The following is a 17,473-nucleotide window of genomic DNA, read 5'->3' on the forward strand; positions in this document are numbered from 1 at the left end:
GCAAAGCCGTTGCTACGCCCTGCTAACCATAGGCCGCATCCGATGGCCGCTACTTCTTTTCCAGAGCTGCGGTCTGCTTGGCGAGTTGCTTGTCGAATTCCACCGACAGGCCGGTCACATAGGTCGCAAGCTCGCCCGGTTTGACGAACGGATTCGGCGCGCCGTCCTTCATCTGCGCGCGTTTGGCCTGCATGCCATAGACCTCCGGGTGCGGCCCGAGCAGCACGTCGATCTTCATCGCCTTGGCCTTGAGGTAGGTCGCCCGGTAGTCGTCGACGATACCGGCATAGGTCGGCTGGCCGACCAGGCGGTTCAGTGCCACCGTGCCGCTGCAGAAGAACAGCACCTCGCGGTTCTGGTCGCCGTCCTTGACGGTCATCTCCCAGCTCGTGCAGCCCGGCGAGTGGCCAGGCGTTGCATGTGCGGTGAGCGTGGTATCGCCGAGCGTGACCTTGTCGCCTTCCTTCACCGTGCGGTCGACCTTCACCGCGGGAAAGGTGAGATCCTCGTTCTTCTCGTCGCCGGGATAATAGCCGCCTTCGAGCAGAGGCTTGTCGCGCTCGCCGGCCACGAGCTGCGCACCCGTCTCCTTCTTGATCTCGGCAAAACCGCCGGTGTGATCGATATGCGCGTGCGAGTTGAGGACGATCTTGATGTCGGAAACCTTGAAGCCGAGCTTGGCGATGTTGTCCTTGATCATACCGGTCGACTGGGGCACCGCCGTGTCCATCAGGATCAGGCCCTGCGATGTCTTGATGACATAGACGGCAATGCCTTCGGTCCCGACATAGTAGATGTTGCCAATGAGCTGGAACGGCTCGAACGGTGCCGTCCACCTCTGCATAGCCGTCGCCAGGAAGGCCTTGAGGGTCTGCGCTTGCGCGCCCGTTGCGAGCAGTGCCAGGGCGCACAGCCCGGCCGAAAGTATTCTCATGGTTTGCCTCCCATCGTGTTCTTGTCGTTTTGATCGGGCGGATGTCGCGGCTCGACCGGTGCGCAGGTTACGTCGCAGCCGGCGTTGCGGGCAACTGCTTGTCGGAGCAAATTTACGTGCCGCGCGGGAATAGCGGCGTGCCTAGCGCCCGATCGTCACGCCGGCAGTCGAGCGCAGCGCGCCTCTCAGGCTAGTCGCGTTCATGTCGTCGAGCACTTGCCGCGTCAGCACGGTGGTCTGGCCCGGCGTGTCGAGGATCCGCTCTCCGCGCGAGGAGGAGAGCCTGTCGGCCCTGTAGGACGCGGCCGGATCGGTGGCGGGAACGGCAGCGACTGCATGACGTGGCCGTTTGTCCGCAGCGATAGCCGGCTGCGAGACGCAGAATGCGGCGATCACGATCAGAAGCAACGAGCTTGCGCGCATGTGCGATCTCCCATGACGGGATATCAGCCTAGCACATCATGACAGTGATCGCGGAAGAAAGGATCAGGCGAGAGCGGCCTGGCGTTCCCGCGCTGGTTCGCGGACCCGCTCGATCTTCCCAGGCTCGGCGAGCCGCGTGAAACTGCGATGGCTCGCCTGCGCGGGCGCTTCGACGATGACGCCCTCACAGACGATCTGGCCGCCGAGCATCTTGAATTCCAGCTTGTCGTAGCGCGGCATGGTCTCGCCGGGCGCGGGCGGCAGCAGCCCGACACTTCCCTGGATGTTCAGCGCGGCTTCGCCGGTGCCGTGCAGCCGCGGATTCCACATCCTGATTCCGGTTTCCGCCCAGCGCTGCCGGATCAGCGCGGTGCGATCGGCAGGTTCCGCGGCTCTTGCGCGAACTTTCGATGCGCTGAGGCTCGCGGGAGAAGGCGACGCGAGAGCCGGAGCCGGCTCGATGTCGGTGACGCTGGCTGTCTCGGCGGAACACTGCGCCGTGGCCGCTGCTATGACCGGCGCAGCAACGTCCGTAGCGGCCGGCTCGATTGCCACCGCGGCACTCGTGGAGAGATCGCTGTCGAAACGAGTCTCAGAGACCGGCTCTGCCAGAACTTCGCTATCGGCAGACCTGACACACGGCTCGTCTACGGTCGCCTCAATATCCACGATGACGTCAGGGGAACGATCATCGTTGACGACAAGAGCGCGGGCATCAACCGGAGCGCTCTCGACAGCGACGGACAACGGCGATGCCTCCTCCGCGACAACGAGCTCAGCGTCGGTCAGAGGTGCGGGAAGTGGATCGCTGCCGATGACGGATTCGGCGTCGGCCGGTTCGCTGACGCTCGTCGAGATTTCAACAGCCGGGTCATTGCTGGCGACTGATTCGGGAACATCGGCTGCCGCGATTTCGATCTCGACGGTCGAGACCGAAGCCTTCTCGACGACGACCGGCTCGATTTCTGATGGTGTCTCTCGCGAGGAATCATCGTTGCCGCTGGCATCGGTCGGCGCGGCCGGCGGGCTCTCCGCCATGACAGAGATCGCGGTATCATCCTGGGCGGACGGAGCCGCGCCCGCGATCTCGGCGTCGTCGCTCGCCACAACCGTGCCGATATCGGTGATTTGAGTCGAAGTCGTTTCCGCGATGTCCTCGGCCGCGATGTCTTCGGCGATGACAGGCGAGACGTCTGCGGCGACCGGCGTGACGTCAATGCTGCCGCTATGCGGCGCGGACCGAAGCCCGGTGAATGCCCATTTCACCACGGGGATGCGGCGCAGCAACGATATCAGTCTCGAAAGCACTAGGAGTTGTCCAGGAGGTACTCGGCGTGAGGCAATCGCTGATTCGCCAGCAATGTAAAAAACTGCCCCGGCCGTCACACCCCTGTCAATCTAGGTGAGACCAATTGCAGAACATCCGCACGTTCGCCCGCGGTGTGACCGCGACCACAGTGATGATGGATACGCTTCCTTCGAAGAGGGAACGTGATCCACAAGATCACAATCCCTCCCGGAAGCTGCGATCTTCCGACTATTTGTCCGAGCCCGCGCCGCCGCCGGAGCCCGAGTTGCCGCCGGCCTGGCTGCCCGTGTTGTTGGTGTTGGTGCCGCCATCCGACGGATGCTGCGCACCCTTGCTGTCGCTGGCCTCGTTCTGCATGTTCGACGAACGTCCGGTCGTCATACCCTTGGTGGCGGGACCTCGCGATGAGGGGCCGACGTCGCTTTGGCCGGAGGCGCCTGGCGCAGGTTGTGTCTGCGCTGCGGCGCTACCGGTCGACAGCGCCATGATGCATGCGGATGCCAAGATGATCTTCTTCATTGGACTCTCCCTGACTTTACATCCCAGACAATCCGCCTGCGCCAACCACGTTCCTGCCGCTTGGTAGCCACCCATTCAACTCTACGCGGCCTAACGTCGGGGTTCCCGTCTGTATCGACAGGGGCTATTCAGGACCGTCATTGTTGGTTGAGGAACGACGCATGAGGAAGATTGCCGCCCTGGGAGCGGTTCTGCTCTGGTCCACCATCGCATTCGCGCAGGATCGCACCATCACGATAGCCTCGACCACGTCGACGGAACAATCGGGCCTGTTCGGCCATCTGCTGCCATTGTTCGCGAAGGCCGAGGGCATTGGCGTGAAGGTCGTCGCCGTCGGCACCGGCCAAGCGCTGGATATCGGGCGGCGCGGCGATGCCGACGTGGTATTCGTCCATGACAGGCCCGCCGAAGACAAGTTCATGTCGGAAGGGCAGGGCGTGAGGCGCTTCGACGTCATGTACAATGACTTCGTCATCGTCGGCCCGAAGAGCGATCCCGCAAAGATTGCCGGCGGCAAGGACGTTGCGGATGCGCTGCGCAAGATCGCGGCGGCGAAGGCGCCGTTCATCTCACGCGGCGACAAGTCCGGCACGCATGCCGCCGAGCTCCGGCTTTGGAAGGAAGCGGGTGTCGACACCGGCGCGGCGAAGGAGAGCTGGTACCGGGAGATCGGCCAGGGCATGGGTCCCGCGCTGAACATGGCCTCATCGTCGAACGCCTATCTGCTGTCGGACCGCGGCACCTGGCTGTCCTTCAAGAACCGCGGCGAGCTCGCGATCCTGACCGAGGGGGACAAACGGCTGTTCAACCAGTACGGCGTCATGCTGGTGAATCCCGCCACGCATCCGAACGTGAAGGCAAAAGACGGGCAGGCTTTCATCGACTGGCTCGTGTCATCGAAGGGACAGGAGGCGATCGCCGGGTACAAGGTCGGCGGCGAGCAGCTATTTTTCCCCAATGCGTCCCACTAGCAGGAAGGCGACGGTCGACACCGCCACGCTGAGCGCGAGCAGGATCAGCCCGAGTCCGAGCGCCAGCGGCAAGTCGCCCTTGCTGGTCTCCAGCGCGATCGCGGTCGTCATCGTGCGCGTGAAGCCGCGGATGTTGCCGCCGACGATGATGATGGCGCCGACCTCGGCGATGGCGCGCCCGAACGCTGCGAGAAACGCCGTCAGCAGCGAGGTTCGGCCGAGCGCGAACAGAAGCGCCATGCTGCGGAAGGCCGAGAGGCCGTCGATCCGGGCCAGATCACCATACTCCGCCCACAACAGGCTCGCGGGCCGGTGCACCAGCGCCACCACAATCGGGGTCGCCAGCAGCGACTGGGCGATCACCATGGCGGCCGGCGTGAACAGCAGGCCGGCCACCCCGAGCGGGCCCGACCGCGACAGTAAAAGATAGAGTGCAAGGCCGACCACGACCGGCGGAAGGCCGAGCAGTGCATTGATCAGAACGATGATCACCTGCCGGCCGCGGAAACGGGTGATCGCGAGCATGGCCCCGAGTGGCGCGCCGATCACGAGCGCGACGAAGCTTGCGGTCAGGCTGACCCGCACCGACAGGGCGACGATGCCGAGCAGCTCGGCGTCGGCCTCGGCGATCAGATTGAGGGCGGAGCCGATGGAGCGTGCAAAGTCGTTCATCCGGCCTCAGGCAGCTTCCTTCCGCGGGCTCCCGCGACGTGCGTTCTCGCCGTTGCGGCTGCCAAAATCAAGACCCGCCGGGTGGCGGAAACCGGGACTGGACTGCGGAGGGCGCCGAGGTCACAAACCGGCCTCTGGGGCGCTGATGGCGTCGTTTGAAGCCTGTCAGGCGGCTTTATTCCGGCCATGGATGCTTTAAGGAAGGGACAGGATCAGGTCGCAGCCGCCCCGTGGCGGTGCTAGACCCTGGTGCAGGTACAAATGGCCGTGCCGTGCTGGCGCGGACCGCAAGGATGAAGGATATGAGGCAATGATCCAGACCGTTGGCATCATCGGGGCAGGGACCATGGGAAACGGCATCGCGCAAATCTGCGCGGCGGCCGGGCTCTCGGTCGTGATGGTCGACATTTCCGATGCGGCGGTGAACCGCGGGATTTCGACCGTCGGCGGCAGCCTCGAGCGCCTTGTCAAGAAGGAGAAGATGTCGGCGGCCGATCGCGAGGCGACGCTCAAGCGCATCACCGGCACCACCGATCGGGCGAAGCTGTCGGATTGCGACCTGGTGATCGAGGCCGCGACCGAGAATGAGGAGCTCAAGGTCAAGATCCTGAAGGACCTCTGCGCCACCTTGTCGCCGCGCACGCTGGTCGCGACCAACACCTCGTCGATCTCGATCACCAAGCTCGCCGCCGCGACCGACCGTCCCGATCGTTTCATCGGCATGCACTTCTTCAACCCGGTGCCGGTGATGGCACTGCTGGAACTCATCCGCGGCTTGCAGACCTCGGACGACACCCACGCCAAGGCGCTCGATTTCGCCCAGCGCGTCGGCAAGGTGGCGATCACGGCGAAGAACAGCCCGGGCTTTGCCGTCAACCGCATCCTGTGCCCGATGATCAACGAGGCGATCTTCGCGCTCCAGGAGGGGATTGCGACGGCAGAAGAAATCGACGCCGGCATGAAGCTCGGCTGCAACCATCCGATCGGGCCGCTGGCTCTGGCCGATCTGGTCGGGCTCGACACCATGCTTTCGGTGATGGAGGTCTTTTACAAGGGCTTCAACGATCCTAAATATCGGCCAGCGCCGCTGCTGAAAGAAATGGTCGATGCCGGCCATCTCGGCCGCAAGACCGGGCAGGGCTTCTACACCTATAGCGCCTGATCAGGCGGCCGGTGGCGGGCCTTTCGCGTTCGCCGCCGGATTTCCGCACTTTGCGCTGCGACAAAGACGCCGCGCGCGATTGGCCCGACACTGTCGAACGGGCGCGGCCTGCGAGAACAACGGAACGGACACAGAGGACATGTCGGATCGACTGAAGGCCGAGCGCGAGGCGGCGGCGGCGCGACGGAGCCTGCTGACCCAGGATGCGATCGAGCGCACCGGGATCACGGAGGAGATGATCGGGGAACTCGTGACCCGCTTCTACGGGCGCGTGCGTGAAGATGCACTTCTGGGGCCGGTGTTTGGGATCGTGCAGAACTGGGACGAGCATCTCGCCAAGCTCAGAGACTTCTGGTCCTCGGTCGTGCTGATGAGCGGCCGCTATCGCGGCTCGCCGATGCGGGCACATCTGCCGCTGAGCCTGGAGGGCGATCATTTCGACCGCTGGCTCGATCTGTTCGAGCAGACCGCGCGCGAGGTCTGCCCACCGCCGGCAGCCAGCCTGTTCATCGACAAGGCGCGTCGCATCGCCGACAGTTTTGAAATGGCATCGGCGACCGTCGCCGGTTCTATCGCGGCACCGCGCCACGTGCTCAGGTCCTGATGGCGACCGACAGCCCGCAGAGTGTGCAAGCATGTCGCGCTGCGTTTGCGCAGTGCGAGCGATAGCGCGCCGCACCAATTCCGACATCATCGGTCTGATCTGCAAATTCATCATGCCGATCGCGCGGCGTGACGTTGATTTTGCGAAAACGCGTTTGAATGCGTTCATTCTCGTTCAATCAACGCGAGTGAAGCCATATTGATGCACTGCGGCGCCAATTCTTCGCCTTGTTTTCGGCAGAGTTCCAGCGCCTGCTTGTGAACATGTCCCGCGCATCGTTCACGACCAATTCCTCATCGTCTGAGAGCATCACGGAACCCGAAGCCGGCGCCTGCGCCGAGCAGACGCGGCGAACGGTTCTGCTTGGCGCAATCGCGACCACCGCCTGCCTCGGTTGTTCCGCGCACGCGCGCGCGGGCGAGGATCCGCCTGGCTCCGACGAGCGGCCCCAGAATGGCGATGTGCTGGTCTTCTCCGAAGGCGACAAGGAAGGAAAGCTCATCACCGCGGCCGATCTGACCGCTGGCGGACCGCCGGTGCATGCCTGGCCGAAGGATCCCAAGACATCGGTGGTGCGCAGCGCCTCCCGGCTCAACGAGATCCTGATCATCCGGCTCGATCCCGCCGAGCTCGACGAGAAGACCAAAGCGCGCGCCATCGACGGCATCATCGCCTATTCGGCGATCTGCTCGCACGCCGGTTGTCCCGTCACCGCCTGGGTGAAAAGCGATGTCGGCGACAAGGAGGTGCTCAAGTGCATGTGCCACAATTCTGAATACGATCCCCGCGCGGGCGCGCAGGTCGTGTTCGGGCCGGCGCCGCGACGGCTCGCGGCGTTGCCATTGGCGCTGGCTGACGGATCGCTCAGCGTTGCCGGCAATTTCATCGGAAAGGTAGGTGGCGCGCAGCCAGGATGATGGACGGTTGCGGGCTGGGCCCGCGTCACGAATGGCCGCCTCCGCCGAAGCGCGGACGACGGGACGAACGACAAGAATTCACATCAAGAATTCAAGCGGATGAAAAAGGGGAACGTCCATGAAAATGTCCATGACCAGGAAGCAATGGTACCTGTCCGGCTTCGTCGCCTTTACCTGCCTCGTTTCGACCGCCGCGCTGGCTGGCCCGATCGAGAATTATTCGCCGGTCACCGCGCAGCGGCTGGAGAATCCGGAGCCGAGCAACTGGATGCTCTATCGGCGCACCTATGACGGCCACGGCTACAGTCCGCTCGACCAGATCAACACCTCCAACGTGAAGAACCTCACGCCGGTCTGGACCTTTGCCACCGGCGTTGTCGAAGGCCACGAAGCGCCGCCGATCGTCAACAACGGCGTGATGTTCGTCGCGACCCCGATGGGCCAGGTGATCGCCCTGAACGCCAAGACCGGCGACGAATATTGGCGCTACAAGCGGCAGCTCCCCGACGATCTGTTCCAGCTGCATCCGACCAGCCGCGGCGTCGGCCTCTGGGAGGACAAGCTCTACCTCGCCACCACCGACGACCACGTCGTCGCGCTGGATGCCAAGACCGGCAAGGTGGTGTGGGACACCAAGGTGCAGGACTACAAGAAGGGCCAGTACATGACCCTGATGCCGCTGATCGTCGACGGCAAGGTCATTGTCGGCGGCTCCGGCGGCGAGTTCGGCGTGCGCGGCTATGTCGCCGCCTATGACGCCAAGGACGGCAAGGAGCTGTGGCGGACGTTCACCATTCCGGGCGAAGGCGAGCCCGGCCACGACACCTGGCAGGGCGACGACTGGAAGAACGGCGGCGGCTCGGCCTGGATGACCGGCAATTACGACAAGGAGACCAAGACGATCTATTGGGGCGTCGGCAACGCCGCACCATGGCCCGGCGAGACTCATCCCGGCGACAATCTCTACACCTCCTCGGTGCTCGCGCTCGATCCCAACACCGGCAAGATCAAGACCTATCACCAGTACCACCAGAATGATTCCTGGGATTGGGACGAGGTCGACGCGCCGATGCTGATCGACCTGCAACGCGACGGCCGCAACATCAAGAGCCTGGTCCATCCTGGCCGCGACGCGATCTTCTGGATACTCGAGCGCACGCCGACCAAGATCAACTATGTTGCCGGCTGGCCGTTCGTTTCCACCGACGTCTGGAAGGGCATCGAACCCGAGAGCGGCAAGCCGATCGTCGACCCCGCGCACAAGCCGGTGATCGGCAAGCGCGTCGAGTTCTGTCCGTCGCTGTGGGGCGGCAAGGATTGGCCGTCGGCGGCCTACAGTCAGAAGACCGGCCTCGTCTACGTGCCCGCCAACGAGAATTTCTGCGGCGGGTTCACCGGCGAGAAGGTTGCGCTCAAGCCGGGCGAGCTCTGGCTCGGCACCAAGCCGGAGGACATCGGCTTGAAGACGAAGCCGGGCGCGGATCACTTCGGCGAGCTGCAGGCCTGGGATCCCGCGACGGGGAAGAAGGTGTGGCAGCACAATTTCCCGAAGTCGCAGCTGTTCGGCTCGGTGACGGCGACCGCGGGCGACCTCATCTTCGTCGGCGGCACCAATGACCGCAACTTCCGGGCGTTCAATGCCAAGACCGGCGAGCTGTTGTGGGAGCAGAAGACCAACTCCGGCATCATGGGCATGCCGGTGTCCTATGAGATCGACGGCACGCAGTACATCGCGATCCAGTCGGGGTGGGGCGTGGACGCGCAGCGCATCCAGGATGCGCTGGTGACCAACAACATCGGCATCGAAGCCAACGTGCCGCAAGGCGGCGTCATCTGGGTGTTCGCGCTGAAGAAGTAGCTCCGCGGGCGGATCGAAAGAAGCGGAGCAACAGGGGGGTGGCGAATGCGGCGGACGGCAACGTCCGCCGCATTCTTGTAGACACAATGGGTCGCTGCCCTTGCTACGCGTCGTGGGCCACTACTTCCCCTCGCGCTCGACCTTGCCCTTTTCCTTCTGGTTCATTTCGCGAACCTTCGGATCCGGATTGTGCTGCCCGGTGGTCTGGGTGGTCGAGGCGGGCGGGGCGCTGGCGTTGGGGAGTGAGTTCTGGTCCGGCGCGGTGGGGCGCGTCGCCGTGGTCGGCGGCGTCGTATTGCTCTGGGCGAATGCGCCGGAGGCCGTAAAAAGAAAGGCGCCCGACAGCAGCGAGACTGCGAGCGCCCTGGAGATGTTGGTCATCGATCTGCTCCTGTCAGATCGATGGAAACGGCGCGAGGCCGCTTCTGTTCCGGAGCGCGATACACTTCTATCGCGCTCCTTTGTTTGAGCATGATCTATCCGGAAAACCGGTGTCCACTTTTTCGGATCATGCTCTACGCTTCCAGCTGTTTGCCGATCGGAAGCGAGCGGATCCGTTTTCCCGTCGCGGCGAAGATCGCGTTGATCAGCGCCGGCGCGAATGGCGGCACGCCGGGCTCGCCGACGCCGCTCGGCGGCGTATCGGGTCCAGGCGGCACGATGTAGACGTTGGTCACCACGGGAGAGTCGTCCATTCTGACGACCTGGAAGTCGTCAAAATTCTTCTGCTGCACCTTGCCGTCCTTGAAGCTGATCTCGCCATATTTGGCGAGGCTCAGCCCCATGATCGCGGCCCCCTCGATCTGCGAGGCGATGCGTTCGGGGTTGACATAGGTGCCGCAATCGATCGCGGTGTCGACCCTTGGCACCGTCAGCTTGCCCTTGTCGTCGACGGCCACCTCGATGATGGTCGCGATATAGCTGACGAAACTGCGGTGCACGGCGATGCCGAGGCCATGGCCCTTCGGCACCTGACGGCCCCATTCGCCCTTCTCGGCAACCAGCTCGACCACCTTGCGCAGGCGCGCGGTGTCGATCGGGTAGCTGTCCTGCGGCTCACCGTAGTTCCAGAGGTCCTTCACGTTGGGCTTGACGATGCGGGGCGAGCCGATCAGCTCGAGCAGCATGTCTTTCTGGTCGCGGCCGGTCGCCTGCGCGATCTCGCCGACCATCGACTGCACCGCAAAGGCGCGCGGGATGTTCGAGACCGAGCGGAACCAGCCGATGCGGGTATGCGCCGCGGCTTCCGGATTCTCGCAGGAGATGTTGGCGATCTCGAACGGCATGTCGGCGAGGCCCATGCCGATCTCGAACGGGGCCTGATGCACCGTGCCGGCGGCGAAGGTCGAGGCGATGCTGGGCGCCACGCTGCGGTGGCGCCAGGCGATCACCTTGCCGCTCTTGTCGAGACCGGCCTCGATGCGCTCGGCCGAGACCGTGTGCAGGAAGCCGTTGCGAATGTCGTCCTCCCGCGTCCACTGCACCTTCACCGGCGCGCCGAGCTCCTTCGAGAGCAGCGCGGCCTCGAGCGCAAAGTCGCATTTCGACTTGCGGCCGAAACCGCCGCCGAGCAGGGTCACGTTGACGGTGACGTTGCCTTCGGGAATGCCGAGCGTCTTGGCGACGTCCTCGCGGGTGCCGCCGGGGCTCTGCACCGGCGCCCAGATCTCCGCCTTGTCGCCCTTGACGTCGGCGACCGCCACCGGCGGCTCCATGCTGACATGGGCGAGATGCGGGATGTAGTACTCGCCGACGATGACCTTGTCGGCGCCCTTCAGCGCAGTATCCGCATCGCCTTCCTTGCGCACGACGAGGCCCGGCTTGCGTGAGGCCTCTTCGAGCTCCTTGCGGTAGGCGACCGAGTCGTACTTGCCGTTGGCTCCATCGTCCCAGGTCAGCTTCAGCGCATCGCGCCCCTTGATCGCAGCGCCGGTGTTGCGGGCGATCACCGCGACGCCGCCGAGCGGCTGGAACTTCGACGGCCACGGCCAGCCTTGAACCTTCATCACCTTCTCGACGCCGGGGACCTTCAGTGCCGCATCCGGATCGAACGAGACCAGCTTGCCGCCGGTCACCGGCGGACGCGCGATCACGGCATATTTCATGCCTGGCAGCCGCACATCTGCGCCGTAATGCGCCTTGCCGGTGGTGATGTCGTGGAGATCGACGATGCTGACCTGGCCCTTGCCGAGATAGCGGAAATCCTTGGGATCCTTCAGCTTGAGGCCTTCGATTGCAGGCACCGATTCCTTGGCGGCATCAGTGGCGAGCTCGCCGAAGCCGAGCTTGCGGCCGCTGGTGCTGTGGACGACCTCGTGGTTGACGGCCTTGACCTCGGTCGCCGGCACGCCCCAGCGCTTCGCCGCCGCTTGCTCCAGCATGGTGCGCGCCGAAGCGCCGATCTGGCGCATCGGGATCAGATAATGCCGCGTGCTGCGCGAGCCGTCGGTATCCTGGTTGCCGAACTTGACCTCGTCGCCATGGGCTTGCTGCACCTTGACCCTGGACCAGTCGGCTTCCATCTCCTCGGCCACGATCAGCGGCAGGCTGGTGCGCACGCCGGTGCCCATCTCCGAACGGTGTCCGACGATGGTGACGATGCCGTCCGGGGCGACCGAAACGAACACGCGCGGATCGACCACGACGCCATGTGGCATCTTGCCGGCGCCGGTTTCGTAAGCGAGCGCCTGGCGCGTCATCACGGGTGCGGCGAGCACGAAGCCGCCGGTGACGCCGAGCCCCTTCAGGATGCTGCGGCGTGAGACCTTCTCGACCTTGATGTTCTTCTCGAAGCCGCGAAGCTTGCGGGGATTGTCGATGAAATTCATGTCACACTCCCGTCGATGCGAGATGGACCGCGTTCTCGATGCGCTGGTAGCAGCCGCAGCGGCAGATGTTGCCGGCCATCGCCTCGCGGATCTGGTCATGCGAGGGCTTTGGGTTGTCCATCAGAAGCGCGGCCGCCTGCATGATCTGGCCGGCCTGGCAGAAGCCGCATTGGGGCACGTTGACCTGGCGCCAGGCCTTTTGCACCGGATGATCGCCGTTCGGATGCAGCCCTTCGATCGTGGTGATCTCGCGTCCGGCGACGTCGTTCACCGACGTGATGCAGGCCCGTACGGCCTGCTTGTCGACGATGACGGTGCAGGCGCCGCACAGGGCCTGGCCGCAGCCGTATTTGGTGCCGGTCAGCCCGGCCTCGTCACGCAGGAACCAGAGTAGCGGGAGATCCGGGTCGCCGTCCCAGCTCTGTTCCTGGCCGTTGATCTTCACCTTGATCATGATCATCCCTCGCTCTTTATAAGCATGCCAAATTCAAAATGCGCCGACGCCAGTCGGCGCAACGCCAGTTGCGTCGTGCCGTCACATTCCGGCCCGCGGGCAGATCCCGGCAGCAACCAGGAATGTGAATCTCGATGTCCGGATGTGTTCGATACCTCCCGTTTTTGTTCTTAATTGATTGTATTTCGCGCGGCATCGTGACGGCGCGATCGTAACAGAGATGGCGCCGGCCCGGCGTTCACAGCCGAGTGTTCTCACCGGGAAAAGATTGCATCGATGGTTTGTCAAAAGCAGGGCGCATCAGCACGCCGCGATGGATCGCGCGTGCTCTCATGCGAGGTGCAACGAAAAAGGCTTCGTCCGCCAGAAAGACTGCGCGGACGAAGCAAGATGCCTCAGTCGAGGGAGGGAGAAACGCAGGCACCGCGGCTTCGAGCAGGTAGCGGGCGGACCTGCGCAGTCATTCAGAGACCAGGACTGAGGGAGCTGATGCCCTCACAGACGCTTGGTACGCAAGCGGCGGCATCGCCGCCACGGTCTTAGAACACGGACCGGTCCGGCTCGCTGGCGGAGGTTGGCGCCAGCGAGCCGCGGGGGTCTGGCCGAAGCTCGCGGCCCGGCCAGCTCGGGGGGCCTTCTTAGGCGGCCTTGGCTTTGGCGACGTGGGTCGCGATCGCGTCCATCAGCGCCGGGGACAGGCAATCATAGGGCTCGAGCCCGATTTCCTTCAGCCGCGAACGGATGCCCGCCATCTGCTCCGGCTTCACGCCGGCTTCGATCACCGAGGAGACGAAGGCGGCGAATTGCGGCGCCTGCGAGCCCTGCTCCTGGAACAGCTCGGGATGAATGAAGTCGAGGCCGTAGAACGGGTGGCCCTTGTTCTCGATGCGGCCGTACATGTGCGTGCCGCACGCCTTGCAGGCATGGCGCTGGATCACCGCGGAGGGATCGACGATTTGGAGCTTGTCGCCGTTCTCGAGCACGGTGACGTTCTGGCGCGGCACCACGGCGACAACGGAGAACGTCGCGCCTTGCGGCTTCCAGCATTTGGTGCAGCCGCAGGCGTGATTATGGGCGACGTCGCCCTTGACGGCGACTTTCACCGGATGGTCGCTGCATTTGCAGACCAGCGTGCCGCCGGCAAAGCTGCCGCTGCCCTGTTTGACGCCGTTGTCGATCGAGGGATGGAGTGCAACAGTCATGGGTCGTTCCTCCTTGGGGGTGACGCTTTCGAGCTAGAACACGACGACTGAACGGATGGATTTGCCCTCATGCATGAGGTCAAAGCCCTTGTTGATCTCCTCGAGCTTGAGCACGTGGGTGATCATCGGATCGATCTGAATCTTTCCGTTCATGTACCAGTCGACGATCTTCGGCACGTCGGTGCGGCCGCGCGCGCCGCCGAAGGCCGTGCCGCGCCAGTTGCGCCCGGTGACGAGCTGGAACGGGCGGGTGGCGATCTCCTTGCCGGACTCGGCAACGCCGATGATGATCGAGGTGCCCCAGCCGCGATGGCAGGCTTCCAGCGCCTGGCGCATCACCGTGGTGTTGCCGGTGCAATCGAAGGTGTAGTCGGCGCCGCCGTCGGTGAGGCCGACAAGATGCTGGACGATGTCGCCGGTGACCTTCTTGGGGTTGACGAACTCCGTCATGCCGAACCTGCGGCCCCAATCCTCCTTGGCGTCGTTGATGTCGACGCCGATGATCTTGTCGGCGCCGGCCATCTTGGCGCCCTGGATCACGTTGAGGCCGATGCCGCCGAGGCCGAACACGACCACGTTGGAGCCTGGCGTGACCTTCGCGGTGTTGACGACGGCGCCGACGCCGGTGGTGACGCCGCAGCCGATGTAGCAGCTCTTGTCGAAGGGGGCGTCCTCGCGGATCTTGGCGACCGCGATCTCCGGCAGCACGGTGAAGTTCGAGAAGGTCGAGCAGCCCATGTAGTGGTAGACCGGCTTGCCCTTGTAGGAAAAGCGGCTGGTGCCGTCGGGCATCACGCCCTTGCCTTGCGTCGCGCGGATCGCGGTGCAGAGATTGGTCTTCTGGCTGAGGCAGCTTTTGCACTGCCGGCATTCCGGCGTGTAGAGCGGGATGACGTGGTCGCCCGGCTTCACCGAGGTCACGCCGGGACCGATCTCGCGGATGATGCCTGCGCCCTCATGCCCAAGGATCGACGGGAAGATTCCCTCGCTGTCGAAGCCGTCGAGCGTATAGGCGTCGGTATGGCAGATGCCCGTCGCCTTGATCTCGACCAGGACTTCGCCGGCCTTCGGTCCTTCCAGGTCGAGCTCGACGATCTCAAGCGGCTTCTTGGCTTCGAAAGCGACGGCGGCACGTGTCTTCATCGTAAACTCCTCAAATCCTCATAGGATGCCAAGGCGTCGTCTCGGCAATCCCGGCAACGTTCACTTATTGCCCATGCAGGCGTCTTCCGCCTTGGTGTAGTCCGGTGTCTTGTCTTCCTTTTTGGCAGGACGCTGCCGGCCCCAAGCTTCGGTGGAGCGGGCGCGCAGATAGACGTAGAGATCGTCCATGTAGCAGGCGACGTTCGGGTTGTCGCCGAAGGCCGGCATGACGTTCTCCTGCGCGGTCGAGATGTTCTTGCGACCGGAGGCGATTACGCCGATGAAGTCGCCATAGCTCATCGACTTGACGGAATCCTTCAATGCCGGTGCGTAGGTCGATCCCATGCCGTCGGGGCCATGGCACACGTGGCAGTCCGAGTGATAGCGGCGGTACCCGGAATAGGTGAACCAGTCCACGGTGCCGTCGGCCGAAATCTTGTAGGTGGGGTTTCCTTCCTTATCGAGCCACTTTCCGTCGTCTTCCTTCTTCACGGCGGTCGGGTCGCCCGGACCGTCGTCCGCGACCGCAATTCCTCCGGAAGCAACCAAGATCATCGCAGCAATGACAGAGCAGATTTTACGCAAGAGATTTATCCTCGACGGAGCCCGGGGGAGACGAGCCGGCGCGTGGAGTTGATCCACGCGCCGGAGCGATGCTGATGGGCCTAGTTCGGCAGCGCGAACACGGTCAGCGTGCCGCCGAGTGCCGTGTAGTTGCTGAGGGCCGCGTAGCCACCGACGGCACCGAGGCCTGCGGTCGGATCGGTCAGACCTGCTGCCAGACCGATGCCGGCCCAGCCGCCGACGCCGGAGAGCACTGCGACATACTGCTTGCCGCCGTTCTCATAGGTCGTGACGTTGCCGATGATGCCGGAGGGAGTCTTGAACTTGTAGAGCTCCTTGCCGGTCTTGGCATCGACCGCCTTCAGGTAACCTTCGAGCGTGCCGTAGAACACCACGCCGCCGGCGGTTGCGAGCGCACCGGACCAGACCGAGAACTGCTCCTTGTTCGACCAGACGATCTTGCCGGTCTTGCCGTCCCAGGCGATGAAGTTGCCCATGTGGCTTTCACCCTGCGGCGGATACATCGAGAGCGTCGCACCCACATAGGGCTGGCCCGCGGTGTAGCTCACCTTGAACGGCTCGTAGTCCATGCAGACGTGGTTGGTCGGAACGTAGAACAGCTGCGTGTCCGGCGAGTAGGCTGCCGGCTGCTCGTCCTTGGTGCCGAGCGCGGCCGGGCAGATGCCCTTCACGTTGACGTCCTCGCCCGCCTTGTCGGTCGAAGCTGCGTCGAGCACCTTCGGGCGGCCGTAGGTCGGCGAGTTCTTGTCCATGTCGACGCCGGAGGTCCAGTTCACCTTCGGATCGTACTTTTCAGCGACCAGAAGCTCACCGTTGACGCGATCGAGAGTGTAGGCGAGACCGTTGCGATCGAAATGCGTCAGCAGCTTGCGCGGCTGGCCGTTGATCGCCTGATCCGAGAGGATCATCTCGTTGACGCCGTCATAGTCCCACTCGTCGTGGGGTGTCATCTGATAGACCCACTTGGCAACGCCGGTATCCGGGTTACGCGCCCAGATCGTCATCGACCATTTGTTGTCGCCGGGACGCTGCTTCGGATTCCAGGTCGAGGGGTTGCCCGATCCGTAATAGACAAGGTTCAGCTCGGGATCGTAGGAGATCCAGCCCCAGGTGGCACCGCCACCGATCTTCCACTGATCGCCTTGCCAGGTCTTGAGGCTCGAGTCCTTACCGATCGGCTTGCCGAGCGCGGTGGTCTTGTCGTCGACCAGAAGCTGGTTGTCCGGTCCTTCCGAATATCCGCGCCATGCCAGCTTGCCGGTCTTGATGTCGTAGGCCGACATATGAGCCTGGACGCCGAACTCGCCGCCGGAGATGCCGATCAGCACCTTGTCCTTGACGACCATGGGCGCCGACGTGCCGGTCTCGCCCTTGCTGGGATCGCCGTTCTTGGCGGTCCATGCGACCTGACCGGTCTTGACATCGAGTGCGACGAGGGTGGTGTCGGCCTGATGCAGGAAGATCTTGCCGTCGCCGTAGGCCAAGCCACGATTAACCGTGTCGCAGCACATCACGGGGATGACGTTCGGATCCTGCTTCGGCTCGTACTTCCAGATGATTTTGTTCTCGTTGGAAAGGTCAATGGCGTAGACCTTGTTCGGGAACGGGGTGTGGACGTACATGACGTTGCCGATGATCAGCGGGCCGCCCTCATGGCCGCGCAGCACGCCGGTCGAGAAGGTCCAGGCAACCTGGAGCTTGCCCACGTTCTGTGCGTTGATCTGGTTGAGCTTGGAGTAGCGGGTATTGGCGTAATCGCCGGTCGGCATCACCCAATCTTTCGGGTTCTGCGACATCTTGATCAGCTCGTCATTGGCCGAGGCGCTCCCGACAGCGAGAGCCGCCGCTGAGCCGAGAAAGGTCGCCAGTAGCACCTTGCGCATAGTCATTCC

17 protein-coding genes are annotated in these 17,473 nt (G+C 63.8%); 5 read left to right on the forward strand and 12 right to left on the reverse strand.

Going from position 1 to position 17,473, the window contains the following annotated elements; translation table 11 throughout:
• Window positions 1–49: 49 nt before the first annotated feature.
• The 4 genes from blaBJP to IVA79_RS28990 form a co-directional block, all read right to left on the reverse strand.
• Complete coding sequence (gene blaBJP / locus IVA79_RS28975; protein ID WP_247559456.1) at window positions 50–934, reverse strand: BJP family subclass B3 metallo-beta-lactamase; 885 nt, start codon at window positions 932–934, stop codon at window positions 50–52.
• A gap of 141 nt (window positions 935–1,075) precedes the next feature.
• Window positions 1,076–1,357, reverse strand: coding sequence for a TonB-dependent receptor plug domain-containing protein (locus IVA79_RS28980; protein WP_247559458.1), 282 nt, complete (start codon window positions 1,355–1,357; stop codon window positions 1,076–1,078).
• Window positions 1,358–1,420: 63 nt separating this feature from the next.
• Window positions 1,421–2,644 carry a hypothetical protein gene (locus IVA79_RS28985; protein ID WP_247559460.1) on the reverse strand — a complete coding sequence of 408 codons (1,224 nt, stop codon included), beginning with the start codon at window positions 2,642–2,644 and terminating at the stop codon, window positions 1,421–1,423.
• 250 nt (window positions 2,645–2,894) lie between these two features.
• Window positions 2,895–3,185 carry a hypothetical protein gene (locus tag IVA79_RS28990; protein ID WP_247559463.1) on the reverse strand — a complete coding sequence of 97 codons (291 nt, stop codon included), beginning with the start codon at window positions 3,183–3,185 and terminating at the stop codon, window positions 2,895–2,897.
• A 161-nt stretch (window positions 3,186–3,346) separates the two neighbouring features.
• On the opposite strand from IVA79_RS28990, the gene IVA79_RS28995 reads away from it, so the two are divergent.
• Window positions 3,347–4,156: a substrate-binding domain-containing protein gene (locus tag IVA79_RS28995; protein WP_247559466.1), complete on the forward strand. Its 810-nt coding sequence runs from the start codon at window positions 3,347–3,349 to the stop codon at window positions 4,154–4,156.
• On the opposite strand, the gene IVA79_RS29000 is transcribed toward IVA79_RS28995, so the two are convergent.
• Window positions 4,130–4,828 (reverse strand): ABC transporter permease, encoded by a 699-nt coding sequence (locus IVA79_RS29000; RefSeq protein WP_247559468.1) that lies wholly within the window; start codon window positions 4,826–4,828, stop codon window positions 4,130–4,132. The two genes, IVA79_RS28995 and IVA79_RS29000, sit on opposite strands and share 27 nt — an antisense overlap.
• A 211-nt stretch (window positions 4,829–5,039) precedes the next feature.
• Here IVA79_RS29000 and IVA79_RS29005 point away from each other — a divergent pair, with 211 nt between their 5' ends.
• The 4 genes from IVA79_RS29005 (at window position 5,040) to IVA79_RS29020 (ending at window position 9,369) form a co-directional block, all read left to right on the forward strand.
• Window positions 5,040–5,990, forward strand: a complete 951-nt coding sequence (locus IVA79_RS29005) for a 3-hydroxybutyryl-CoA dehydrogenase (protein WP_346658211.1) — start codon at window positions 5,040–5,042, stop codon at window positions 5,988–5,990.
• 139 nt (window positions 5,991–6,129) lie between these two features.
• Window positions 6,130–6,594 (forward strand): group III truncated hemoglobin, encoded by a 465-nt coding sequence (locus tag IVA79_RS29010; protein WP_247559472.1) that lies wholly within the window; start codon window positions 6,130–6,132, stop codon window positions 6,592–6,594.
• Between the two features lie 263 nt (window positions 6,595–6,857).
• Complete coding sequence (locus IVA79_RS29015) at window positions 6,858–7,511, forward strand: Rieske 2Fe-2S domain-containing protein (protein WP_247559474.1); 654 nt, start codon at window positions 6,858–6,860, stop codon at window positions 7,509–7,511.
• Between the two features lie 130 nt (window positions 7,512–7,641).
• Complete coding sequence (locus IVA79_RS29020) at window positions 7,642–9,369, forward strand: methanol/ethanol family PQQ-dependent dehydrogenase (protein ID WP_247559477.1); 1,728 nt, start codon at window positions 7,642–7,644, stop codon at window positions 9,367–9,369.
• Between the two features lie 120 nt (window positions 9,370–9,489).
• Here IVA79_RS29020 and IVA79_RS29025 read toward each other — a convergent pair whose 3' ends face one another.
• From IVA79_RS29025 to xoxF5, 7 genes are all read right to left on the reverse strand, one after another.
• A complete protein-coding gene (locus IVA79_RS29025; protein WP_247559479.1) occupies window positions 9,490–9,750 on the reverse strand; it encodes a hypothetical protein in 261 nt (86 codons plus the stop codon).
• 134 nt (window positions 9,751–9,884) lie between these two features.
• Entirely contained in the window at window positions 9,885–12,197 is a 2,313-nt protein-coding gene (locus IVA79_RS29030; protein ID WP_247559481.1) for a molybdopterin cofactor-binding domain-containing protein, read from the reverse strand.
• A 1-nt stretch (window position 12,198) separates the two neighbouring features.
• Window positions 12,199–12,651, reverse strand: coding sequence for a (2Fe-2S)-binding protein (locus tag IVA79_RS29035; RefSeq protein ID WP_247559731.1), 453 nt, complete (start codon window positions 12,649–12,651; stop codon window positions 12,199–12,201).
• Window positions 12,652–13,289: 638 nt separating this feature from the next.
• Window positions 13,290–13,853 carry an S-(hydroxymethyl)glutathione synthase gene (gene gfa / locus IVA79_RS29040; protein WP_247559483.1) on the reverse strand — a complete coding sequence of 188 codons (564 nt, stop codon included), beginning with the start codon at window positions 13,851–13,853 and terminating at the stop codon, window positions 13,290–13,292.
• 33 nt (window positions 13,854–13,886) lie between these two features.
• Window positions 13,887–14,996, reverse strand: a complete 1,110-nt coding sequence (locus IVA79_RS29045) for an S-(hydroxymethyl)glutathione dehydrogenase/class III alcohol dehydrogenase (RefSeq protein ID WP_246918087.1) — start codon at window positions 14,994–14,996, stop codon at window positions 13,887–13,889.
• A 60-nt stretch (window positions 14,997–15,056) separates the two neighbouring features.
• Complete coding sequence (locus IVA79_RS29050) at window positions 15,057–15,551, reverse strand: c-type cytochrome, methanol metabolism-related (protein ID WP_247559734.1); 495 nt, start codon at window positions 15,549–15,551, stop codon at window positions 15,057–15,059.
• A gap of 110 nt (window positions 15,552–15,661) precedes the next feature.
• Window positions 15,662–17,464 (reverse strand): lanthanide-dependent methanol dehydrogenase XoxF5, encoded by a 1,803-nt coding sequence (gene xoxF5 / locus IVA79_RS29055; protein WP_247559735.1) that lies wholly within the window; start codon window positions 17,462–17,464, stop codon window positions 15,662–15,664.
• Between the last annotated feature and the right edge of the window lie 9 nt (window positions 17,465–17,473).

The organism is Bradyrhizobium sp. 138, assembly GCF_023074075.1.
Taxonomy (GTDB): Bacteria; Pseudomonadota; Alphaproteobacteria; order Rhizobiales; family Xanthobacteraceae; genus Bradyrhizobium.